The 25,316-nt window shown below is 68.2% G+C and carries 6 protein-coding genes; 3 read left to right on the top strand and 3 right to left on the bottom strand.

Features of this window, described 5'->3' with window-relative positions; translation table 11 throughout:
- Window positions 1-32: 32 nt before the first annotated feature.
- Complete coding sequence (locus tag HD597_RS02270; protein WP_253740002.1) at window positions 33-1,886, bottom strand: AfsR/SARP family transcriptional regulator; 1,854 nt, start codon at window positions 1,884-1,886, stop codon at window positions 33-35.
- A 125-nt stretch (window positions 1,887-2,011) separates the two neighbouring features.
- Here HD597_RS02270 and HD597_RS02265 point away from each other — a divergent pair, with 125 nt between their 5' ends.
- Both HD597_RS02265 and HD597_RS02260 read left to right on the top strand, forming a co-directional pair.
- Window positions 2,012-3,391 carry a helix-turn-helix domain-containing protein gene (locus HD597_RS02265; protein ID WP_276082662.1) on the top strand — a complete coding sequence of 460 codons (1,380 nt, stop codon included), beginning with the start codon at window positions 2,012-2,014 and terminating at the stop codon, window positions 3,389-3,391.
- A 68-nt stretch (window positions 3,392-3,459) separates the two neighbouring features.
- Complete coding sequence (locus HD597_RS02260) at window positions 3,460-4,284, top strand: SDR family NAD(P)-dependent oxidoreductase (RefSeq protein ID WP_253739998.1); 825 nt, start codon at window positions 3,460-3,462, stop codon at window positions 4,282-4,284.
- Between the two features lie 36 nt (window positions 4,285-4,320).
- Here the strand turns inward: HD597_RS02260 and HD597_RS02255 are convergent, their stop codons facing one another.
- Both HD597_RS02255 and HD597_RS02250 read right to left on the bottom strand, forming a co-directional pair.
- Window positions 4,321-5,310: a Rieske 2Fe-2S domain-containing protein gene (locus HD597_RS02255; RefSeq protein ID WP_253739996.1), complete on the bottom strand. Its 990-nt coding sequence runs from the start codon at window positions 5,308-5,310 to the stop codon at window positions 4,321-4,323.
- Between the two features lie 27 nt (window positions 5,311-5,337).
- On the bottom strand, window positions 5,338-6,606 hold the full coding sequence (locus HD597_RS02250; RefSeq protein ID WP_253739994.1) for an MFS transporter: 1,269 nt from the start codon (window positions 6,604-6,606) through the stop codon (window positions 5,338-5,340).
- 256 nt (window positions 6,607-6,862) lie between these two features.
- Here HD597_RS02250 and HD597_RS02245 point away from each other — a divergent pair, with 256 nt between their 5' ends.
- On the top strand, window positions 6,863-25,207 hold the full coding sequence (locus HD597_RS02245; protein WP_253739992.1) for a non-ribosomal peptide synthetase: 18,345 nt from the start codon (window positions 6,863-6,865) through the stop codon (window positions 25,205-25,207).
- Window positions 25,208-25,316: the final 109 nt, after the last annotated feature.

Raw genomic sequence — 25,316 nt, 5'->3', positions numbered from 1 at the left:
ATGCCGACGGAATCGCCTGCCGGCGTGTGGGGTCAAGAGTCCTTCGTCAAATACATGCGCGCCACCCGGCGAATGGGACGCAGAATCCGGAAGCGATGCTCTGACCCATGAGCCCGTTGCACCAGTGAGTGGTCGACCAGGTCGGCGAGGAGCATCGCGCCATCGGCGGCCCCCAGACCGAGTTCGCCCGCGAACCGTTCGGCCTCGTCAAGCGAGAACTCGCCGTCCAGGGTGGCCAGCTGGGTGAAGAGCGACTGTTGCTCGCCCGTGAGGAGGTCCAGGCCCCGGCTGACGGATGCCGTCAGGCCCGCCAGCGCCAGGTCGACGGCGCCGGACAGGCGCGCGGAGACGGGCCACGAGGCCGCCAGCCGCAGCGCGAGCGGCAGGCCATCGAGCTCCCTGCACAGGCGTGCCGCACCGGACAGATCCACCTCGCCGGTCGACCGGCCGGCGACGGCGAGGAACAGCTCCATCGCCGGGAAGGAGGCGGCGTGATCGACGACCTCGTTCGGTGGTGGGACCTCCAGCGTGCGAATCTCGTGCACGTTCTCCCCTGGGTACCCGAGAGGACGGCGGGACGTCACCAGCACCCGCGTCCCGGGACACCGGTGGGCGATCTTCGCGACGATGCCGCCACAGCCGAGCGGCAGGTGCTCCGCGGCGTCCATGACCAGCAGGAGGGGACGCTCGCGAAGCTGGCGGATCAGCGCGGCGACCGGATACTGCAGAACGCCCGGTCCCTCCAGCGCCGCCAGCACGGCCTGGGCCAGAGCCTCCGCCGAGCCTCGCCCGTCGCCCCGCTCTCTGGGCAGGTCCGCCAGCGCGACGAAGATCCCGCCTTCGCCGTCGGCGGAAACGAATGATTCGCGGCAATCGCCATCCGCGCCGGCCGCGTCGTCCGCGAGAAGCGCGCGGGCGACGGCCGTCTTGCCCACCCCAGGCGGCCCCACGACCGTCACCGCCCGATGCCTGACCAGGTCCTTGCGAATGGCCGACAGGTCCGTTTCACGCCGCACGAGCACGGGCCGTCTGGCGCGGGCGGCAGAGGTCGGGCGGTGTCTGAGGCTCGACTGGGCGAGGGTGTCGTGGTAGGCCGCCGACAGCTCCTGCCCCGGACCCACCCCCAGTTCGTCACGCAGTCGGCCGCGGATGCGTGCGTAGGCGGCCAGGGCATCCGCCTGCTGCCCGATCAGCGCGTACGTGCGGATTAGGCGAGAGAAGAGCCGTTCGTCCAGCGGCGCTGTCAGGCTGATCCACTCAAGCAGACGGGCCACCTCGCCGGCCCGGTCCACCTGCGCGCAGTCGGCGTACTCGATGGCGGCCTCGCGCAGCTCGCGCTCCACGTCCATCAGGAGAGGGTGGGAGCGCATCGCCTCTCTGAGGTCCTCGCAGGGACGTCCTTTGACTTCGGCGAACGCGGCGGCCAGAACGGCGGCGGGGTCGGCTTCAACCTCTCCGCCCTGTCGGCGCAGGCTCCGGAACCGCAGGAGGTCCACCTGGTCGGGGCGAATGTCGAGACGGTAGCCCCCGGTGTCGAACAGCAACGTCGAGCGGCCCACGACCGCGCGCAGCCGGCTCACGTACGTCTGGATGAGGCCGGCCGCGTTGGCCGGAGGGGCGTCCCATAGGCAACCGCGCAGGCTGTACGCAGGCACCGGTTCCCCACCGGCGATCAGCAGCGCCGCCAGCACCGTTCGTTGCTTGACGGGACCGAGCACCAGCTCCTCGTCGCCGAGCCAGCCACGCACCGGGCCGAGAATCCTGAAACGCAGTTCCTCTGGCACGCGCAGGCCCTTCCTGATGCGGCGAGCCGGTGAATCGCGTTCGACGCGTGGGCGGCCCGCCTGCCAATATACTCGAATCGTATAGGAAGAATAGCCGGACAATGCAATTATGACAAGCTTTCATGGATGGAGTCAGGCAATTTGCGATACCGTCCTGTATTTCTTTCATTGCTTGTCCAGGGCCATTACAGAGCCATTACAGAATCATTCAAGTGCGTCACTCTTGAATGGTGTCAGCGCTCCACAGGGCTCAGCAGAGGAGGTCAGAAGCATTGCAGGAAGTACATGGCGCCAAACAGTTCGGCGACCTGTTGAGAACGCTCAGGTTCCGCAGGGGCATGACCCAAATCCAGCTGGCCGATCTGTCCACGGTCAGCGTACGGGCGATCCGCGACCTCGAACTTGGCCGCACCGGCCAGCCTCGCCAGGCCACCACGCAGCTCATCGCCGACGGGCTGGGCCTGACCGGACGTGACCGGGCCGACTTCGACGCCGCGGCAGGCCATCAGGCGGTCACCGACACCTTTCAGCTGATCCGCGATTCGGAGTTCGCTCGCCCGCCCCTGTCGCTGAACGCAATCGTCGGGCGCGATGCCGAGGCCCACGCACTCGCCGACATGCTGACCTCAGCGCGGCTCCGGCTCGTGGCCATCACCGGACTGAGCGGCATCGGCAAATCCCGGCTTGCCCTGGAGGTGGCCGAACTCCTGCACTGCTCCCATGGAATCCCGGTGCTGTGGTCCGCGCCGCCGGAGGTGCAGACGCCCTATTTGGCCGCGCCGGTTCAGGGCCAACTGTCGGGTCTCATCCGGCACGCGCTCGATGCGCTCTTCGACCCGGTCGGTGACTCCGCGAACCGGCTCAGCACATTGATCGGTGACCAGCCCACACTCCTGGTACTGGACGGATATGACGACGTCCAGGCACCCGCCGATCACCTGATCCCCTTGCTGCAGAAAGCGCGCGGGTTGCGCATACTCCGCACCGTGAGAAGGTCCGGCGGCATGCCGGGGGAGCAGACGAGCCCGCTCTCACCACTGAGCGTGCCGGAGACCGGGCGTGGCCATTCTCCGGACCGGCTCGCAGAGGTTTCCTCGGTGCGGATGCTGGTGAGTCGCATCCGCCTGGTCAGACCGGACTTCACACTGACCGCGGCCAATGCCGAGGCGGTCGCCGAGATCTGCCGGCGGCTGGACGGCGTGCCCGCGGCCTTGGAAATGGCGGCCCCCTGGCTGCTGGTCTGCGAGCCGCAGGACCTTCTCACGCAGGTACGGGCCGATCCGTTCGTCGTCATCGGACAGCCCGCGTCCGACGTCGGCAAGCCCGGTCTGAACACCGTCCTGGACGAGGTCGTCACCTTGCTGCCGGAGGCGGAGAGGACGCTCATGGAACACCTGATCACCGTGGAGGCGAGCATGTCGATCACGGAGTCCGCCCAACTGTCGGGCCTTTCCGTCGCGACCTGTGGGGCGCTGGTCCGGCGGCTGGTCGTCCACGGCGTGCTGAGGCACGAGGCGGGGGAGACGATGCGGTTCCGCGTGCTCAACCTGATCCGGCACCTACCGGGTTATGGCTCGGCAGCGCGCCGATTCGCCGCCGCCACCTGACCTGCCGGCCCGAGGTGGCCGAACACTCCCGCACGCCAACCACACCACCACCACGGAAAGGATCTCTCGTGAGCACACTGGACGGGAAGGTCGCGCTGGTCACCGGATCCGGACGCGGAATCGGGCGGGCCATCGCGCTCAAGCTAGCCGCCCACGGAGCTCGCCTCGTGGTCAACGGGCTGGACCCGGAACGAGCCGAGGAGACGGCGCGGCTGGTCAAGTCCGCGGGCGGCGAAGCGGTCGCCGTCATCGGCGACGTGACCGACGACACCTTCGCGGAGCGCTTCGTGCGGGCCGCCGTCGACTCCTACGGCGGGGCGGACATCATGGTCAACAATGCGGGCCACACCTGGGACGGCGTGATCCAGAAGATGACCGACGAGCAGTGGGACATGATCCTGGACGTGCATCTCAGGGCGCCCTTCCGCCTCCTGCGGGCCCTGCAGCCCGTCATAAGCACCCAAGCCAAGGAGGAGCGCGCCCGTGGTGTCCGCGTCCACCGGAAGATCGTCAACGTCTCCTCCATCACGGCCGCCGGAGGGAACGCCGGGCAGGTCAACTATGCCGCGGCCAAGGCCGGCCTCGGCGGGCTGACCAAGACCCTGGCCAAGGAGTGGGCCCGGTACAACGTCAACGTCAACGCGGTCGCCTTCGGCTACATCCACACGCGGCTCACGACCGCGGCTGCGGATGCCGGCTCCACCATCAAGGTCGGGGGGCGCGAGATCAGGGTCGGCGTCAACCCCGACTTCATGGCGCGGCTGGAGCAACTGATCCCGCTCGGCCGCATGGGCACGCCCCAGGAAGCGGCCGGGGCGGTCTATCTGCTGTGCACACCGGACTCCGACTACATCACCGGCGAGATTCTCGTCTGCGGCGGCGGATACGTCTGAGCACCCCGTGCGGGACGCGGAAATCGGACAGTCTCATCAAGGCGTGATGCTGTCGAGCAGTTCGCGATAGGTGCGCCGGTACACGATGCTCAGCTTGTCCGCGGCGGTGTGCACCTGGCTGTTCAGGTCGAGCGGTGCCTCGCGCGGGCGCTGGTTCTCGACCACCGGGTGGTCCTCGACGAAGATCTGCCGCTCGTACTGGATCGCGTCATCGAGGTCGGCTCCCCCGGCGAGTGATGCGGGGTCGAGCCCCGCCAGCCAGAACTGCGTCACCTCCTCGCCGTCCTCGGTGATCGGCGTCGCGAGCTGGGCCACGAACCTCCTGCCGCCGTTCGGAGCCGTCACCCGGATCGAGGCGAACATCGGCAAGGTGAGATGGTAGTCGAGCCGGTACGATTCGTCACCGCTGAGTCTCCTGCGGCCGACGAGTTCCGGTTCGACAGCGGCAGACCACCGCAACTCCCATCCGTCACGCTCGACCCGGTAGGGAGCTACGACCTGGGACACCGATCCCATCGTCTTCGCATGCACGAAGGGAAAGTGTGCCTTGTCCCGGAAGTTCTCGGTCAGCTGCCGCATGCCGCAGCGCACGCGGAAGGGAGTGCCCGCCGCGATCGCCCAGGTGTCGTCCACGACGGCGGGCAACCCGGGCCGCGGCAGCAGCGGGTCGCCCAGGCAACTCCACACGAGCCCATAGGCGACGTCGACCGGGTATACCTTGAGCGACACCCGAGGGAGCGTGCTCCCGGCGGGGAGGGAGGGTACGCGAGTACACCGCCCGTTCCCCGCGGAGAAACGCCAACCGTGGTAGGGACACTTCAGGGCCCCTTCCTCGACTCCTCCCATGTGCAGGGCGACGCCACGGTGGGGACAGAACCCCTCAGCCACGGTTATGCGGTCGTCCACCCGATAAATCACGAGTTCGGTCCCGAGGATGTTTCCTCTCGCCACTCCATTCTGGAGGTCGGCGAGGCGAGCGATGGGGAACCACGTGCGACGCAGCATTTCGTGTTCGATCGTGTGCATGAGACCTCCGCACGAGAAGATAATCGTTCAGGTCGATGCCGCGGCTGCGTCGGGGAGCTCCGCGTTCCTTTTGATGGGCCCGATGAGCAGGATGAAGCTGCTGGCTACGGCCATCGCCGTAATGGCCCACATGGCAGGCCTGAGACCGAAGAGCTCCGCCAGCGCGCCACCCATCACCGCGCCGAGCGGAAGCGTGCTGAAGTTGACGAAATGGTGGCTGGCAGTCACCCTGCCCATCAGATGGCCAGGCGTGTACGCCTGCATGAAGCTGCCGATGAGGACACTGCTCCCGACGATGCCGACGCTCACCGTGAGGCCACCCACCAGCAGGAACGCCAGGCCGGCGCCTTCGGTGGTGAGCGGGATGAGCAGGGCGGGGGGTGTTAGCCCGAGTTCGAGCAGCAGGATGGTTCTGGCGGTGCCGAGGCGCGCTGCCACGCGTGTCACGACGAAGGCGCCGGCCACGCCGCCCACCCCGATCGCTCCCACGACTACGCCCACCAGGCCCGGTGACAGCCTGACCTCGCGGATGAGGAACACCACCATGATGGCCTGCAGCGCCGCCGCCGCCAGGTTCGCCGCGCCCGCGTGGACCGTGAAGACGCGCAGGTAGGCGTTCCCCCAGAGAAATCGCAGTCCGGTGGTGATCTCGGAACGGAGCGTGGTGGCGCGTGTCGCGCGGCCCTCGGGACGAGGCTCGGGCACTCGGATTCTGCTTAGGCACAGGGCGGAGACGATAAAGCTGAGGCCGTCGATCAGCAGCCCGATCACGGCGCCGGCGACCTGCGCGATACCTCCGCCGATGGCAGGACCCAGGATGAGCGCACCGGAATTCGTGCCCTGGAGCTTAGCGTTCGCGTCCGGCAGTCGCTCCTTCGGCAGCAGCACGGGAAGGAATGCCCGGCTGGCGGTGGAGAAGAAGACCGAAGAGGTGCCCAGGAGAAGCGCCGCCACGATTAGATGAGTGATGGTCAACATGCCGAACCAGGCCGCGAGGGGTACGGAGGCCAGCACGAGCGCGGAGATGAGATCGCAGATGATCATGGTCTGACGTCTGCGCATACGATCGACCCAGGCGCCGGCGGGCAAGCCGATGATCAGCCACGGCAACCAGGCCGACGCCTCGACCAAGGTCACGACGATCGTGCTGGAGTTGAGCGTCGCGATGGCGATGAGCGGCATGACGATGGTCGTGACAGCGCTGCCGATGCTGCTGCCAGCCTGTCCGAACCACAGAAGCGGAAAATATCGGCTGAAATCACGTCCAGCGGCAGTGGCAACCTGATCTGTCTCCATCAATCCCAGTCTCTGAGCGGTCCAATTCGTGTGAACTGCCGCTCATTATTTATGTCGCCGACCTGATCCGTCATCGGGTCACGGCGCAATTGCCGCCGTGCTGCCGCAACAACTGCCGTTCGCGGGGATAGCGCACACATATTGTCGTTCATCGACGCAGTCCCCCTTTCAGGCGCGCCGATAGGGCTTATCGCTCTATTCGGCTCGCGCGATCGAGAACCGCTCAACGACTGTGTGACGAGAAACGGAGCACGCCATGTCTCGACTCCCGCTGTCGACCGCGCAATGGGGGATCTGGTTCGCCGGCCAGTTGGGTTCATCGAACGAGCTGATGAACTGGGGCGAATACCTCGAGATCCATGGCCGGATCGATGTGCCGCTCTTCGAGTCGGCGTTGCGTCAGGCCGTGCGTGAGACCGACTCGCTCAGCGTGCGGTTCGCCGTCGACGAGGACGGCGAGCCGTACCAGGTGGTGGAGCCCGGCCGTCCCCTGCCCTTCTCGGTGGTCGACCTCAGCGACCGGCCCGATCCCGCCGCGGCGGCGGAATCCTGGATGCGGGCCGACGTCGCACGCGCCGTGGACATCGGCAGAGACGTGCTCTACAACGAGGTGCTCTTCAAGCTCGACGACGATCGGTACTTCTGGTACTGGCGGCTGCATCACCTGATCATGGACGGGTTCGGCCACTCGCTCTTCGTGCGGCGGGTGGCCGACATCTACACGGCCATCGAGCGAGGCGAGCGGCCCGCTGCCACCTCGTTCGGCTCGCTGCGCGCGATCCTCGACGAAGAACGCGGCTACCTGCGTTCGGACGAGATCGACCGGGATCGCGAGTTCTGGCGGGAGCGGCTGGCCGGGAGCCCCACGCCCATCGCACTCGGCCGGCCATCGGTGGAGGGCACGACCAGGATCCTGCGCCGCACCCATCATCTGACTCAGGACGACGTCGGCACGCTTCACTCGCTCGCCACCGAGCTGGGGGTGAAGTGGTCGCGGTTGTTCGTCGCGATCATGGCGGCCTTCCTGCACCGTGTCACGGGGGCCGAAGACGTGGTGATGAGCCTGCCGGTGACCGGCAGGACGACTCCCACAGCGCTGAGCGTGCCGTGCATGATGTCCAAGGTCGTGCCGTTCCGGGTGACCGTGCGGCCGGACATGACTCTGCGGGAGCTCGTCTCCCGGGTGGCCGCCGACGTCGACGGCGTACTGGTGCACCAGCGCTTCCGTGTCGAGGAGATGCGCAGGAACCTCGCGCTGCCCGGCGGGCAGACCATGTTCTTCGGCGCAGTGATCAACATCATGCGGTTCCAGCAGAACATCCGCTTCGGCGACCGCGCGACCACGTTGCACCATTTCATGAGCGGGCGCGTCGAGGACGTTCAGGTCGTGGTGGACAGCAGGGCTGGCGATGCCGGGCTGCGCGTCGACTTCGACGCCAGCCCGGCCGTCTGCGACACCGACGAGTTCACCGCGAACTGGCGCACCTTCCTGACGTTCATGAGCTCCCTCGTGCGCTCGTCCGCGGACGTGCGGGTGGGCGAGGTCGTTTTGCTGGGGGCGGACGAGCGCGAACGGGTCCGCGCGCTCGGCATGAGCACGACTCGGCAGCAGGGCGAGTCCGCGCCGGGGGATGAGCACGGTGTCCACACCCTGTTCGAGCGGCAGGCGCGCGCCACCCCGGACGCGACTGCGCTGGTGGCCGGCGATCGGCGCGTGACCTACGCGAGCCTCGACGCCCTGGCCAACGGCGTGGCCGCGGCCCTGGTGGAACGCGGTGTCCGCCCAGGATCTGTGGTCGGCGTCCACCTGGAGCGCGGTGTCGAGCTGATCGCCGCGCTGCTCGGGGTTCTGAAGGCAGGCGCGGGCTACACGCTGCTCGACCCCACCTTTCCCCCGGAGCGGCTCGCGACGGTGCTCGAACAGGTCGCCGCGGACGTCGTCGTGACGAACCAGGCGCTCGCGGGACGGCTGGCGGAGCAGCCGCTGGGATTCGTCTTCGTGCGCGGACGCACGGCCGCCGGCCCCGGCCTCACTGTGCCTGCCGACGCCGTCGCCTGCGTCATGTTCACCTCGGGGTCCACTGGCAGGCCCAAGGGCGTGGCCGCGCCGCACCGGGCGCTGACGACCACCTTCCTGGGCCAGGACTACATCGACTTCGGTCCGGGTCAGGCATGGCTGCAGTCCTCGCCCGTGTCCTGGGACGCGTTCGCGCTGGAGGTCTTCGGCGCGCTGCTGCACGGCGGGGTGTGCGTGCTGCCACCGGGGCCACGGACGGACCTGACCGAGATCGCGGCCATGGTCGCGGAGCACGGTGTGACCGTGTTGCAGCTGTCCGCCGGCCTGTTCAACGCGCTGCTCGACGAGCGGCCGGAGGTGTTCGGCTCGTTGCGGGTGGCGATGACCGCCGGTGACGTCGCCTCGGTCTCTCACGTGCGCAGGGCACTACGCGAGTTCCCCCACCTGACGCTGCTGAATGGTTACGGACCGGTGGAGAGCATGGGGTTCACCACCTTCCATCGGATCGCCGAGGCCGACGGCGAGCGCTCCTCGATCCCGATCGGCAGGCCGCTGGCGGGCAAGAGCGTACTGGTGCTGGATCACGACCTGGGGATCGTCCCGATCGGCGTGGTAGGCGAGTTGTACGCCGCGGGCGGGGGCCTGGCCCACGGTTACCTTGGGCAGCCGGGCTTGACGGCCGGCAGGTTCGTGGCCAACCCCTACGGGCCAGCGGGCTCCCGGATGTATCGCACCGGCGATCTGGCGCAGTGGCGGCCCGACGGGACGCTGCAGTTCGTCGGCCGCGCCGACGGCCAGGTGAAGGTGCGCGGTTTCCGCGTCGAGCCCGGCGAGGTGGAGTCCGCGCTGCGCAGAGCGCCGGGCGTGACGGACGCCGCCGTGGCCGTGCACCCCGACACGTCGGGCAGCCAACGCCTGGTGGGCTATCTGGTGGGAGAGGCCGACACGGCGGTGGTGCGCGCCGCGATCGAGGCCACCCTGCCCGATTACCTGGTGCCTTCCGCCTTCGTGCCCATGGAGTCACTGCCGCTCACCCCCAACGGCAAGGTCGACCGCCGGGCCCTGCCTGTTCCCTCTTTCCACGGCCTGGCCACGAGCCGTGGGCCGCGCAATCCGCGTGAGGAGATTCTGTGCGGGTTGTTCGCCGAGGTGCTCGGCGTGGGTCGGGTGGGTATCGATGACAGTTTCTTCGATCTGGGCGGTCACTCGCTGCTGGCCACCCGGCTGATCTCGCGCATCCGCTCCGTGGTGGGTGCCGAGCTGGCCGTCCGTGAGCTGTTCGGCGCACCGACCGTGGCCGAGTTGGCCGCGGCGATGGAGACCTCGGGTCCGGCCAGGCGAGCTCTGACGCCCATGGAGCGGCCCGAGTCGGTGCCGCTGTCGTTCGCTCAGCAGCGGTTGTGGTTCCTGCATGAGTGGGAGGGGCCGAGCGCGTTCTATAACGTGCCTGTCGCGGTCAGGCTTGAGGGGGTGCTGGACGATGGGGCGTTGATCGACGCGGTGGGTGATGTGGCCGGGCGTCATGAGAGTTTGCGCACGATCTTTCCGGCGGCGGGTGGGGTGCCGTATCAGAGGGTGGTGGAGGAGGGGCCAGTCGTCGAGGTGGTCAGGTGCGCCGAAGGCGAGCTGGAGGCGCTGGTGGCGCGGGTGGTGGTGCGGGCGTTCGATCTGGCTGCCGAGTTGCCGTTCCGTGTCTGGCTTTTCGAGCTGGGTCCCGAGGAGCACGTGCTGCTGATCGTCATGCATCACATCGTTTCCGACGGCTGGTCGATGTCGCCGTTCTGCCGCGATTTGAGCATTGCTTACAGTGCTCGTCTGGACGGCAGGGCCCCGGCGTGGTCGTCGTTGCCCGTGCAGTATGCGGATTATGCGTTGTGGCAGCGTGAGGTGCTGGGTGATGAGGGGGGTTTGCTGGCCGGTCAGCTGGAGTTCTGGTCGCGGGAGTTGGCGGGGGTTCCTGATCGGTTGATGTTGCCGGTTGATCGGTCGCGTCCGGTGCGGCCGAGTTATCGGGGTGATCGGGTGGGGTTGCGGGTTCCGGCGGGGCTTCATGCGGGGCTTGCGGGGTTGGCGCGGGAGTCGTCGGCGACGGTGTTCATGGTGGTGCAGGCGGCGGTGGCGGCGTTGTTGTCGCGGCTGGGTGCGGGTGATGACATCCCGTTGGGGACGCCGGTGGCGGGGCGTAGTGATGATGCGCTGGATGGGTTGGTGGGGTTCTTCGTCAATACGCTGGTGTTGCGGACCGACACCTCGGGGCGTCCGTCGTTTCGTGAGCTGATCGGGCGGGTGCGGGAGACGGATCTGGCCGCGTTCGAGCGGCAGGATGTGCCGTTCGAGCGGTTGGTGGAGGTGCTCAACCCGGTGCGTGACACGGCGTATCACCCGTTGTTCCAGGTGATGCTGGTGGCCAATGACGCCGTTACGGCGGGGCTGGAGCTGTCCGGGTTGTCGGTGTCGGAGTATCCGGTGGAGTTCCCGGTCGCCAAGTTCGACCTGACCGTGTCCCTGACCGAGCACCACGATGCCCAGGGCCGTCCCGCCGGTATCGACTTCGCCGTCGAGTACGCCACCGATCTGTTCGATCGCGGCACCGTGAACTCCATGGCGCGGCGCCTGCTCCGGATGCTCGAGGCGATGATCAACGACCCCGACCTGCCGATCAGCGCCCCCGAGATCCTCGGCCCGACCGAACTGGAGCGGGTTCTCGGCGAGTGGAACCGTACGGCCGAGACCGACTTCCCGGTCGGCACCTGCGTCCATGACCTCTTCGAACGCCAGGCCCGGTTGACGCCGGAGGCGGTGGCCGTGGAGTACGGCGCGCGCGTCCTCACCTACGCCGAGTTGAACGCCAGGGCCAACCGTCTGGCACACCGGCTCATCGAGCGGGGCGTGCGCTTGGAGGACCGCGTCGCCCTGGCCATGCCCAGTTCGGACCTCTGGGTCACCGCCGTCCTCGCGGTGCTCAAGGCCGGCGGCGCGTTCGTGCCGATCGACCCCGAATACCCGGCCGAGCGCATTCAGTACATGCTCAAGGACGCCTCACCGGTCCTGGTGCTGAGCACGGGCGAATGGGCGACGGGACTGCCGGACGCCGGCATTCCCTGCCTCCTGCTGGACAGCCTGACGGTGGGCGGGGCAGCTGACAACCCGGCCCGGCAAGTGAGCCTCGACAACGCCGCCTACGTCGTCTATACCTCAGGCTCCAGCGGCCGACCCAAGGGCGTCGTGGTGGCTCACGCCGGGGTCGGCAGCATCGTGGCCAGTCAGCGCCACCGCCAGGACGTAGGTCAGGGCAGCCGCGTCCTCCAACTGGTCTCCACCAGTTTCGACGCCGCCTTGTGGGACCTGTACGGCGCCGTGCTGTCCGGCGCGACGCTCGTGTTGCCTGAGGACGACCGTCCGCTTGGCCAGGACCTCGTCGACTTTGTCACGCGCCATGAGATCACCCACGTGGCGATGCCCCCCGCTGTGCTCGCCGATCTGCCAGTCGGCTCGCTGCCCGCCGACATGGCGATCACCGCGACGGGCGAGGCCTGCTCGCCGGCGCTGGCGGCGAGTTGGTCGGTGGGCCGCAGGATGTTCAACGGCTACGGGCCGACAGAGGTCACGATCGGCGCGACCATGTGGGAGTGCGAGCCCGGTCGCGCCCCCAACCCCGTGCCGATCGGCACTCCCCTGATCGGCAAGAGCGTCTTCGTCCTCGACGGCGGGTTGCGGCCGGTACCGGTCGGTGTCCCCGGCGAGCTCTACCTAGGCGGCAGCGGGCTGGCACGAGGATACACCGGCCGGCCGGGACTGACCTCCGAACGATTCGTGGCCAATCCCTACGGCGGCGCCGGCTTGCGGATGTACCGCACGGGTGACATCGTGCGGTGGCGTCCCGACGGGTTGCTGGAGTTCGTCGGCCGCGCCGACGACCAGATCAAGCTACGCGGCCTGCGGATCGAGCTCGGCGAGGTCGAGGCAGCAGTGGCGGCGCACCCGTCGGTCGGCCACGCGGTGGTCACGGTGTACGAGGACGGCACCGGCCAGAAGCAACTGGTGGCGTACCTGACGCCGAAGGACGGCCGCGCCGCTCCCGAGACCCACGACCTGCGCGCCCACACGGCGAGTGTGCTCCCCGCGTACATGATGCCCGCCGCGTTCACGGTGCTGGAGTCACTGCCGCTCACCCCCAACGGCAAGGTCGACCGCCGGGCCCTGCCTGTTCCCTCTTTCCACGGCCTGGCCACGAGCCGTGGGCCGCGCAATCCGCGTGAGGAGATTCTGTGCGGGTTGTTCGCCGAGGTGCTCGGCGTGGGTCGGGTGGGTATCGATGACAGTTTCTTCGATCTGGGCGGTCACTCGCTGCTGGCCACCCGGCTGATCTCGCGCATCCGCTCCGTGGTGGGTGCCGAGCTGGCCGTCCGTGAGCTGTTCGGCGCACCGACCGTGGCCGAGTTGGCCGCGGCGATGGAGACCTCGGGTCCGGCCAGGCGAGCTCTGACGCCCATGGAGCGGCCCGAGTCGGTGCCGCTGTCGTTCGCTCAGCAGCGGTTGTGGTTCCTGCATGAGTGGGAGGGGCCGAGCGCGTTCTATAACGTGCCTGTCGCGGTCAGGCTTGAGGGGGTGCTGGACGATGGGGCGTTGATCGACGCGGTGGGTGATGTGGCCGGGCGTCATGAGAGTTTGCGCACGATCTTTCCGGCGGCGGGTGGGGTGCCGTATCAGAGGGTGGTGGAGGAGGGGCCAGTCGTCGAGGTGGTCAGGTGCGCCGAAGGCGAGCTGGAGGCGCTGGTGGCGCGGGTGGTGGTGCGGGCGTTCGATCTGGCTGCCGAGTTGCCGTTCCGTGTCTGGCTTTTCGAGCTGGGTCCCGAGGAGCACGTGCTGCTGATCGTCATGCATCACATCGTTTCCGACGGCTGGTCGATGTCGCCGTTCTGCCGCGATTTGAGCATTGCTTACAGTGCTCGTCTGGACGGCAGGGCCCCGGCGTGGTCGTCGTTGCCCGTGCAGTATGCGGATTATGCGTTGTGGCAGCGTGAGGTGCTGGGTGATGAGGGGGGTTTGCTGGCCGGTCAGCTGGAGTTCTGGTCGCGGGAGTTGGCGGGGGTTCCTGATCGGTTGATGTTGCCGGTTGATCGGTCGCGTCCGGTGCGGCCGAGTTATCGGGGTGATCGGGTGGGGTTGCGGGTTCCGGCGGGGCTTCATGCGGGGCTTGCGGGGTTGGCGCGGGAGTCGTCGGCGACGGTGTTCATGGTGGTGCAGGCGGCGGTGGCGGCGTTGTTGTCGCGGCTGGGTGCGGGTGATGACATCCCGTTGGGGACGCCGGTGGCGGGGCGTAGTGATGATGCGCTGGATGGGTTGGTGGGGTTCTTCGTCAATACGCTGGTGTTGCGGACCGACACCTCGGGGCGTCCGTCGTTTCGTGAGCTGATCGGGCGGGTGCGGGAGACGGATCTGGCCGCGTTCGAGCGGCAGGATGTGCCGTTCGAGCGGTTGGTGGAGGTGCTCAACCCGGTGCGTGACACGGCGTATCACCCGTTGTTCCAGGTGATGCTGGTGGCCAATGACGCCGTTACGGCGGGGCTGGAGCTGTCCGGGTTGTCGGTGTCGGAGTATCCGGTGGAGTTCCCGGTCGCCAAGTTCGACCTGACCGTGTCCCTGACCGAGCACCACGATGCCCAGGGCCGTCCCGCCGGTATCGACTTCGCCGTCGAGTACGCCACCGATCTGTTCGATCGCGGCACCGTGAACTCCATGGCGCGGCGCCTGCTCCGGATGCTCGAGGCGATGATCAACGACCCGGACTCTCGCTTCGAGCGGGTCGACCTACTCGAAGCGGACGAGCGAGCCCTGGCCACGGCCGGCATCTACGTGCTCGACAACGCGTTGGCGCTGGTGCCCGCCGGTGTGATGGGTGAGCTGTACGTCTCGAGCTCCTACCTCGCACCTGATCGAACCGAGTGGACGGCCGAGTCCGCCCACCGCTTCGTGGCCGATCCGTTCGACCACGAAGGCGGCCTTATGTACAGGACAGGCGATCTCGTGCGCAGGACCCCGGACGGCAGGCTGGAGTTCGTCCCGCCCGCGGACGAGCCGGAGGCCGACGCCCAGGAGCCTGCGCAGCCGATTGGGCGTGGCCCGCGCAACCCGCAGGAGGAAATCCTGTGCGGGCTGTTCGCCGAGGTGCTGGAGGTGCCGTCGGTCGGCATCGATGACAACTTCTTCGCTCTCGGCGGTTACTCACTGCTGGCCACCCGGCTCATCTCCCGGATCCGCTCCACGCTGGGCGTCGAAGTGAATGTCAGGCACCTGTTCGCCGCGCCGACCGTGGCGAGCCTGGCCGCCGGCTGGACCGAGACGGGGGACGCCCGACCTGCGCTTTTGCCGGTGCCACGCCCTGATGCGGTGCCCTTGTCCTACGCGCAGCAGCGGTTGTGGTTCCTGCACGAGTGGGAGGGGCCGAGCGCGACCTACAACATCCCGATAGCGGTACGGCTGGCCGGCAGGATCGACGTAAACGCCCTGTCCGACGCCCTGTCCGACGTCGTGGCCCGCCATGAGAGCCTGCGGACCGTGTTCCCCGTCGCCGGCGGGGTTCCGCGCCAGCACATCATCGACTCGGACCTGGCAAGGCCGTTCTTCTCCGTGCATGCCTGCGGCCACGACGAGCTGCCGGCGGCCGTCGGCGAGGCCGTGGCCCACACCTTCGACCTGGCCAACGAACTGCCCATCAGGGCGTGGCTGTTCACGGTCGCGCCTGAGGACCAGGTGCTGGTGCTGGTCATGCATCACATCGCTGCCGACGGCTGGTCGGTCGACGTGCTCTGCCGCGACCTGAGCGTCGCCTACACCGCGCGCCGCGCCGGGCACCCCCCGCAGTGGTCCCCCCTGCCCGTGCAGTACGCGGACTACTCCATGTGGCAGCAGGACCTGCTCGGCGGTGCCGACGACCTAGACAGCGTGTTCGCCCGCCAGCTCGATCACTGGCGCGATCGCCTGGCCGGGATCCCCGAACAGCTGGAGCTGCCGGCTGACCGGCCGCGACCCGCGGTCCCCAGCTACGCGGGCGCGCTGGCCGAGCTCGAACTGCCCGCCGAGCTCCACCAGCGGCTGGTCATCCTGGCGAGAGAGAGCGACAGCACGCTCTTCATGGTCCTGCAGGCCGCCTTCGCGACCCTGCTCAGCAGAATGGGCGCGGGCGCCGACATTCCCATTGGCACCCCGATCGCCGGTCGGGCCGACCACGCCCTGGAGAACCTGATCGGGTTCTTCGTCAACACGCTGGTGCTGCGCACCGACACCTCGGGCAACCCGACCTTCCGCGAGTTGGTCGCACGGGTCCGTGACGCCGACCTGGCCGCCTACGAGCACCAGGACCTGCCCTTCGAGCGGCTGGTTGAAGCACTCAATCCGGCGCGCACCACCGCGTACCACCCGCTGTTCCAGGTGATGGTGGTGCTGCGCAACGATGCCCCCACACCGCTCGAACTGCCCGGCGTCCGCGTGCACGAGTTCCCCATCGACTTCGAGGTCGCCAAGTTCGACCTCGCCCTCGGCCTGGCCGAGCGCTACGACAGCGACGGCAGGCCGGCGGGGCTGCACGGCGGCCTGGAATACAACACGGACCTGTTCGACGAGGAGACCGCGCGCGCGTTCAGTCGGCGCCTGGTGCAGGTGCTCGACGCCGTCACCGCCGATCCCGACCAGCCCATTCTCGACTTCGACGTGCTCGGCGCGCAGGAGCGCGACCGGCTGCTGGTGGAGTGGAACGGCCGAGCGCACGACTACGCGGGAGCGCTGCCCGTGCACGAGCTGATCGACCGGCGCGCCGCCCGGACACCCGGCGCCGTCGCGCTGAGCTCCGGATCCTGCCAGGTCACCTACGCCCAGCTGGCCGAACGGTCGGAGCGGCTCGCCCGCCGCCTGGTACGACTGAGTGCCGTACCGGAACAGGTGGTAGCGATCATGCTGGAGCCCGGGCCGGAACTCGTGGTCGCGATGCTGGGTGTGCTCAAGGCAGGCAAGGCCTTCCTGTTGCTGGACCGCGCGATCCCGGCGCTACGGCTCGAATCGATGATGCGCGACGCCGCAGTCGAGATCGTCGTCGCCGACGAGGACGCGGCCCGCCTCATGGACGGCGCGAGCCGGACGATCGTGCGTGTTGACGAGGATTGGAGCGACAGGACACCGCTGCCCGCTGTCGGGCGCGACAACCTGGCCTGCGTCTTTTTTACCTCCGGCTCGACCGGACGGCCGAAGGGTTCGATGTTCATCCACCACGAGCTGGCGCAGTTCGCCCTGGCCATGGCGGACGTGCTCGATCTCGACCCCGGTGACCGGATCCTGCAGCTCGCCAGCGTCTCCTTCGACGTGCTCCTGGAAGAGGTGATGCCCGCGCTGTGCGCCGGCGCCTGCGTGGTCCTGTCCGCGGCCTCGGGGCTCACGGAGGTGGCCGACCTGGCCGACCACGTTGAGACGCACAACATCACCGGCCTGGAAGTGACCGTGCCCTATTGGCACGAATGGGTCGACGCACTCACCCGTGAGGGCAGGCGGCTGCCCGAGTCGCTGCGTTTCGTCATCATCGGCGGAGAGCGAATCTCCCCTGACCATCTGGAGCGCTGGCGTCGGCTTGGACCGCCCCGGCTGTTCATGGTGTACGGGCTGACCGAGGCCACCTGCACCTCCACCGTTCACGAGTTGGGCCGTGAAGAGGTCTCGCTGCCCATCGGCCGCCCGCTGCCGGACGTCCGCGCCTACGTGCTGGACGCGAGGTTGCACCCCGTGCCCGCGGGGGTGACGGGTGAGCTCTATCTGGGCGGAGGCGGCCTGGCGCGTGGTTATCTGGGTCTTCCCGACCTCAGCGCAAGCCGTTTCGTGGCCTGCCCGTTCGCGCCCGACGGCGGGCGGATGTATCGGACGGGCGACGTGGTGCGGTGGCGCGCCGACGGCGTCCTTGAATTCGTGGGCCGGGCCGACCATCAGCTGAAGCTGCGCGGCTTCCGGATCGAACCGGGCGAGATCGAGGCGGTGCTGACCACGTCGCCCATGATCAGGCAGGCGCACGTGGCCGTGCACGAGGACCATGCCGGGACGCGCCGGCTGGTGGCCTACCTGGTACCGGCCGAGCCGCACGTCTCTGTCGACCCTCAGGCCTTGCGCGCGCACGTGACCCGGTTCCTGCCCGAGTACATGGTGCCCGCCGCGTTCGTCCCGATGGGGTCGATGCCGCTGACCCTGACCGGCAAGCTGGACAGGCAGGCACTCCCGCTGCCCGACTTCGACGGTGCCGCGGGTGGACGGGGGCCCCGCAACCCCCGTGAGGAAATCCTGTGCGGGCTGTTCGCCGAGGTGCTCGGCGTGCGGCGGGTGGGCATCGATGACGGTTTCTTCGATCTAGGCGGTCACTCGCTGTTGGCCACCCGGCTGATCTCCCGCATCCGCACGACGCTCGGAATCGAGGTGAGCGTCCGCGAGCTGTTCCAGTCGCCGACCGTGGCGGGGCTCGCGCAGCGCGACGCGGGCACCACCAGGCCCCCTCTGGTCGCTGCCGAGCGTCCCGAGCGGGTGCCGTTGTCGTTCGCGCAGCGAAGGTTGTGGTTCCTGCATGAGCTGGAAGGGCCGAACGCCACCTACAACATCCCGATTGCGGTCCGCTGGTCAGGCGTTCTCGACACGCAGGCACTGATTGCGGCGATCGACGACGTGGTGGAACGGCACGAGAGCATGCGGACGATCTTCCCGTCCGCCGACGGTGTGCCCTATCAGCGGATCGTCGATGCCGGCCCGGTCGTCGAGGTGGCCGAGTGCGCGCAGGAGGAGCTCGCCGCACGCATCGACCAGGCCGCGGGCCACGCCTTCGACCTGTCCGCCGAGCTGCCGATCCGAGTGCGGCTGTTCGCAGTGAGCGAGCAGGAGCACGTCCTGCTCGTGGTGATGCACCACATCGCCGCGGACGGCTGGTCGATGACGCCGCTGGCCGGTGACCTCACCCGCGCCTACACCGCGCGCCTGGAGGGCCGGGCGCCGGACTGGCCGTCGCCAGCGGTGCAGTACGCCGACTACGCGTTGTGGCAGCGTGAGCTGCTGGGTGAAGATCACGACGCGGAAAGCCTGATGTCCAGGCACCTGTCCTTCTGGACAGCGGAGCTGGCCGGCCTGCCGGACCAGCTCACGCTCCCCACCGATCGGCCACGGCCCCAGTTCCCCAGCCACCGAGGCGACCAGGTGCCGCTGACCATCCCCGCCGAACTGCATGCCCGGCTGGCAGAGCTGGCCGACGGCTCGCACGCCACGTTGTTCATGGTGCTGCAGGCGGCGGTGGCCACGCTGCTCAGCCGCGTCGGCGCGGGCACCGACATCCCCATAGGCACCCCCGTGGCAGGACGCGCCGACTCCGCCCTCGACGAGGTCATCGGTTTCTTCGTCAACACGCTGGTGCTGCGCACCGACACCAGCGGGAACCCGACAATCCGCCACCTCATCGACCGGATCAGGACCACCAACCTCAACGCCTACAGCCATCAGGACGTCCCGTTCGAAAGGGTGGTCGAGGCGCTCAACCCCAATCGGTCGGCCAACCACCCGCTGTTCCAGACCATGCTCACAGTCGAGCGGGGTGTGGAGGCCGGTGAGTTCGAGCTGCCGGGACTGCGGGTGGAATTCGTCCCGTCCACCACGAAACGGGCCAAGTTCGACCTGCAGTTTTCGTTGAGTGAGCGCTTGGCGGAGGATGGGTCGCCGGGCGGGTTGTCGGGGGTGGTCGAGTTCAGTACCGATCTGTTCGATCGGGGGACGGTGGAGGGGTTGGCGGGGGGGTTGTTGCGGGTGTTCGAGGCGATGGTGGCCGATCCTGACGTGCGGGTGGACGGGTTTGAGCTGTTGTCGGTGGGTGAGCGCGAGCGGGTGCTGGGGTGGAGCGGCCCGGTGGGTCCGGTGCCGGAGGTGTCGCTCGTCGAGTTGATCGAGGCGCGGGTGGCGGCTGCTCCGCAGGCGATGGCGGTGTCGTGCGAAGGCGTGCGGCTTACTTATGGTGAGTTGAATGTCCGGGCCAATCGGCTGGCGCGTCATCTGGTGGCGTGTGGGGTGGGGCCGGAGACGTTGGTGGCGGTGGCGTTGCCGAGGTCGGTGGATTTGGTGGTGGCGTTGCTGGCGGTGCTTAAGGCCGGTGGCGCGTATGTGCCGGTGGATCTGGAGTATCCGGCGTCGCGGGTGGAGTTTCTGCTGGAGGATGCCGGGCCGGCGTTGCTGCTCACGGTGTCGTCGGGGCTGTGCGGCCGGGCGGTGGAGACGGTGGTGCTCGACGATCCGGCGGTGGCGGCGATGCTGGCCGCTCAGGAGGGGACTGATCTGGGTCGCTCGGTCGCGGCGAGTGATCCGGCGTATGTGATCTATACCTCTGGTTCGACGGGGCGGCCCAAGGGTGTGGTGGTGGAGCATCGCAGTGTGGTGAATCTGCTGCAGGGCCTGCGGGGGCCGTATGGGTTGGGGGGCGATGATGTGTGGTCGCTGTTCCACTCCTTCGCCTTCGACTTCTCGGTGTGGGAGATGTGGGGTGCGTTGTGCACCGGTGGCCGGTTGGTGGTGGTGCCGTCGCAGGTGGTTCGTCAGCCGGATGTGTTCTGGCGGCTGATGCGGGATGAGGGTGTCTCGGTGTTGAGTCAGACGCCGTCGAGTTTCCGTGAGCTGGTGCGGGTGGCCGATGAGCGGGTGCCGGCGTCGTTGCGGTTGGTGGTCTTCGGCGGTGAGGCGCTTCGGCAGGATCATGTCCGGGCCTGGTTCGAGGAGTTTCCGTATGCCGCGGTGCGGTTGGTGAATATGTATGGCATCACGGAGACCACGGTTCACGTCACGGCTCATGATCTGGTGCCGGGGGATGACAGAGTCGGTGTCGGGCGGTCGTTGCCGGGCTACCAGGTGTTCGTGCTCGATGGAGGACTGCGTCCGGTGCCGGTGGGGGTGACGGGGGAGCTGTATGTAGGTGGGGAGGGCCTGGCGCGCGGTTATCTGGGCAGGGCCGGTCTGACGGCGGGCCGGTTCGTGGCCAACCCGTTCGGGTCTGCCGGTTCGCGGATGTATCGGTCGGGTGATCTGGTGCGATGGTGGGCGGATGGGGTGCTGGAGTACGTGGGCCGGGCCGATGACCAGGTGAAGGTGCGGGGGTATCGCATCGAGCTGGGTGAAGTGGAGGTGGCGCTGGCCGGGCATGCGCAGGTGGCGCAGGCGGCGGTGATGGTGCGGGAGGACCGGCCGGGTGATCGTCGTCTGGTCGCCTACGTGGTGGCGGCGGATGCGGAGGTGGTGCCTGATCCTGGTTCGCTTCGGGTTCGGGTGGCTTCGTTGCTGCCGGAGTACATGGTGCCGTCCGCGTTCGTGGTGGTGGGGTCGCTGCCGTTGACGTCGAACGGGAAGCTGGATCGGCGGGCGTTGCCCGCGCCGGACCATGACGGTCTGGCCGAGGGGCGGGCGGCGCGTACTCCGCGGGAGGAGATCTTGTGCGGGCTGTTCGCCGAGGTGCTCGGCGTGCGGCGGGTGGGCATCGATGACGGTTTCTTCGATCTGGGCGGTCACTCGCTGTTGGCCACCCGGCTGATCTCCCGCATCCGTTCCACGCTCGGCCTGGAAGTAAGCGTGCGTGAGCTGTTCGCGGCACCGACCGTGGCGGCCATCGCTCAGCGCGACACCGGTGGCGCCACGCGTTCCAGACTGACGCCGCAGCCCAAGCCGGAGCGGGTGCCGCCGTCGTTCGCCCAGCAGCGGTTGTGGTTCCTCAATCAGGAGGAGGGGCTTGAAGCGGCCTACAACATGCCCATGACCGTCCACCTGCACGGTGCGGTGGATGTCGACGCGATCGCCGCCGCCCTCGCCGACCTGGTGGAACGGCACGAGGTCCTGCGCACGGTCTTTCCCGTTGACGGCGGCGTGCCGTACCAGCGGATCCTCCAGGAAGTATGGCCGGAGCTTGCGTTGATCGACGTCGCCGGGGCCGACCTGGGTCAGGCACTAGAAGAGGCCGCCCACCAGCCGTTCGACCTGGCACACGAGATCCCGCTGCGGGCCTGGCTGTTCAGGTTGGACGCTGAAGAGCACGTGCTCATGCTGGTCATGCACCACATCGCCGCCGACGGCTGGTCGACGGGTGTGCTCTGCCGCGACCTGTCATCCGCCTACACCGCGCGTGCGGGCGGCTTCGCCCCCATCTGGCCCGCGCTGCCGGTACAGTACACCGATTACACCCTGTGGCAGCGAAAGCTTCTCGACGACGAGCACGATGGGGACACCCTGCTCGCCCACCAGCTCGCCTTCTGGTCCGACACGCTGGCAGGGATCCCCGATCAGCTTCAGCTGCCCACCGACCGGCAGCGTCCCGCGCGGCCGAGTCACAGCGGGGATCACGTATCCATCGAGCTGCCGGCCGATCTGCACGCGGCGCTGCACGAGCTGGCCAAGGAGTCGCACGCGACGCTGTTCATGGTGGTGCAGGCTGCCGTGGCGGCGTTGCTGAGCAGGTCGGGGGCAGGCGATGACATCCCGCTCGGCACGCCGGTGGCCGGTCGTATGGACGACGCGCTGGACGAGCTGATCGGCTTCTTCGTCAACACGCTGGTGCTGCGCACCGACACCTCCGGCAACCCGAGTTTCCGTGAGCTGATCGCCCGGGTGCGCGCCGCCGACCTGGCCGCTTACGAGCACCAGGACCTGCCCTTCGAGCGGCTGGTCGAGGCGCTCAATCCGGCGCGCGGTGGCCACCACCCTCTGTTCCAGACCATGCTCGTTCTGCGCAACGACGGTGACTTCGAACTGCAGATGCCCGGCCTGCGCGCCGACTACGAGGACGTGGCGCTGAACTCCGCCCAGTTCGACCTGCAGTTTTCGTTGAGTGAGCGCTTGGCGGAGGATGGGTCGCCGGGCGGGTTGTCGGGGGTGGTCGAGTTCAGTACCGATCTGTTCGATCGGGGGACGGTGGAGGGGTTGGCGGGGGGGTTGTTGCGGGTGTTCGAGGCGATGGTGGCCGATCCTGACGTGCGGGTGGACGGGTTTGAGCTGTTGTCGGTGGGTGAGCGCGAGCGGGTGCTGGGGTGGAGCGGCCCGGTGGGTCCGGTGCCGGAGGTGTCGCTCGTCGAGTTGATCGAGGCGCGGGTGGCGGCTGCTCCGCAGGCGATGGCGGTGTCGTGCGAAGGCGTGCGGCTTACTTATGGTGAGTTGAATGTCCGGGCCAATCGGCTGGCGCGTCATCTGGTGGCGTGTGGGGTGGGGCCGGAGACGTTGGTGGCGGTGGCGTTGCCGAGGTCGGTGGATTTGGTGGTGGCGTTGCTGGCGGTGCTTAAGGCCGGTGGCGCGTATGTGCCGGTGGATCTGGAGTATCCGGCGTCGCGGGTGGAGTTTCTGCTGGAGGATGCCGGGCCGGCGTTGCTGCTCACGGTGTCGTCGGGGCTGTGCGGCCGGGCGGTGGAGACGGTGGTGCTCGACGATCCGGCGGTGGCGGCGATGCTGGCCGCTCAGGAGGGGACTGATCTGGGTCGCTCGGTCGCGGCGAGTGATCCGGCGTATGTGATCTATACCTCTGGTTCGACGGGGCGGCCCAAGGGTGTGGTGGTGGAGCATCGCAGTGTGGTGAATCTGCTGCAGGGCCTGCGGGGGCCGTATGGGTTGGGGGGCGATGATGTGTGGTCGCTGTTCCACTCCTTCGCCTTCGACTTCTCGGTGTGGGAGATGTGGGGTGCGTTGTGCACCGGTGGCCGGTTGGTGGTGGTGCCGTCGCAGGTGGTTCGTCAGCCGGATGTGTTCTGGCGGCTGATGCGGGATGAGGGTGTCTCGGTGTTGAGTCAGACGCCGTCGAGTTTCCGTGAGCTGGTGCGGGTGGCCGATGAGCGGGTGCCGGCGTCGTTGCGGTTGGTGGTCTTCGGCGGTGAGGCGCTTCGGCAGGATCATGTCCGGGCCTGGTTCGAGGAGTTTCCGTATGCCGCGGTGCGGTTGGTGAATATGTATGGCATCACGGAGACCACGGTTCACGTCACGGCTCATGATCTGGTGCCGGGGGATGACAGAGTCGGTGTCGGGCGGTCGTTGCCGGGCTACCAGGTGTTCGTGCTCGATGGAGGACTGCGTCCGGTGCCGGTGGGGGTGACGGGGGAGCTGTATGTAGGTGGGGAGGGCCTGGCGCGCGGTTATCTGGGCAGGGCCGGTCTGACGGCGGGCCGGTTCGTGGCCAACCCGTTCGGGTCTGCCGGTTCGCGGATGTATCGGTCGGGTGATCTGGTGCGATGGTGGGCGGATGGGGTGCTGGAGTACGTGGGCCGGGCCGATGACCAGGTGAAGGTGCGGGGGTATCGCATCGAGCTGGGTGAAGTGGAGGTGGCGCTGGCCGGGCATGCGCAGGTGGCGCAGGCGGCGGTGATGGTGCGGGAGGACCGGCCGGGTGATCGTCGTCTGGTCGCCTACGTGGTGGCGGCGGATGCGGAGGTGGTGCCTGATCCTGGTTCGCTTCGGGTTCGGGTGGCTTCGTTGCTGCCGGAGTACATGGTGCCGTCCGCGTTCGTGGTGGTGGGGTCGCTGCCGTTGACGTCGAACGGGAAGCTGGATCGGCGGGCGTTGCCCGCGCCGGACCATGACGGTCTGGCCGAGGGGCGGGCGGCGCGTACTCCGCGGGAGGAGATCTTGTGCGGGCTGTTCGCCGAGGTGCTCGGCGTGCGGCGGGTGGGCATCGATGACGGTTTCTTCGATCTGGGCGGTCACTCGCTGTTGGCCACCCGGCTGATCTCCCGCATCCGTTCCACGCTCGGCCTGGAAGTAAGCGTGCGTGAGCTGTTCGCGGCACCGACCGTGGCGGGAATCTCTGACTTGCTCGACAACGGCGACACCAGTGCCACGCACCCCGTTGACATCGTGCTCCCCCTACGTGCCAGGGGCGGCAAACCGCCACTGTTCTGCGTACACCCGGTTACGGGCCTGGCCTGGTGCTATACCGGCCTGCTCCAGCACCTTGGCCCCGACCGTCCCCTGTACGGGTTGCAGACCCGAGGGCTCGCCGGCGACACCACCGTTCACAGCACGCTAGGGGAACTGGTCGATGACTACCTTGCTCAGCTGCGGCGGATCCAGCCGACCGGGCCCTTTCACCTCCTCGGCTGGTCACTGGGCGGCGGCATCGCGCACGCGATGGCCTGCAGGCTGCAAGAGCAGGGCGAAGAGGTCGCGCTCCTGGCGATGATGGACTCGTATCCGCCGGCCCCCGCCCGAGACTTCGGCGATTCGGACAGGCCCACCGGCAACTGGGTGGCCCAGCTCATAGAGCGTGAGGGCGCGGGTCAGATTGAGCTGGAGCCCGGCCTTGTCGATGAGCTCTACGTCTCCGCGGTGCGCAATCTGGCTCTGGTGCTCGACGCCATCCCCCCGGTGTTCCATGGTGACCTGCTCTTCTTCACTGCCACGCGGGGGCGCGCCCTCGACGCACAGGGGGCGCGGTCATGGGCGCAGCACGTCGCCGGAGAGATCGTCAACCACGATATCGACACCGAGCACCTCGACATGTCCAGGCCGGGTCCGCTCGGGGAGATCGCCAGCGTGCTCGCCCGAGCCCTGGAACCCCCGGCTGTTTAGGCGATATCTCGGTGATCGACTCGCGGCCATGGCGGGCGGTGCTCTTGAATTGCCGGTTGATTGCCTTGAGACCTGCCGGTTCAGCCTTGTAGCTGATATCAGGATTTTC

The sequence above is a fragment of the Nonomuraea thailandensis genome (genome assembly GCF_024172165.1).
Classification (GTDB): Bacteria; Actinomycetota; Actinomycetes; order Streptosporangiales; family Streptosporangiaceae; genus Nonomuraea; species Nonomuraea thailandensis.
This window is presented reverse-complemented; position numbering and strand designations above follow the sequence as displayed.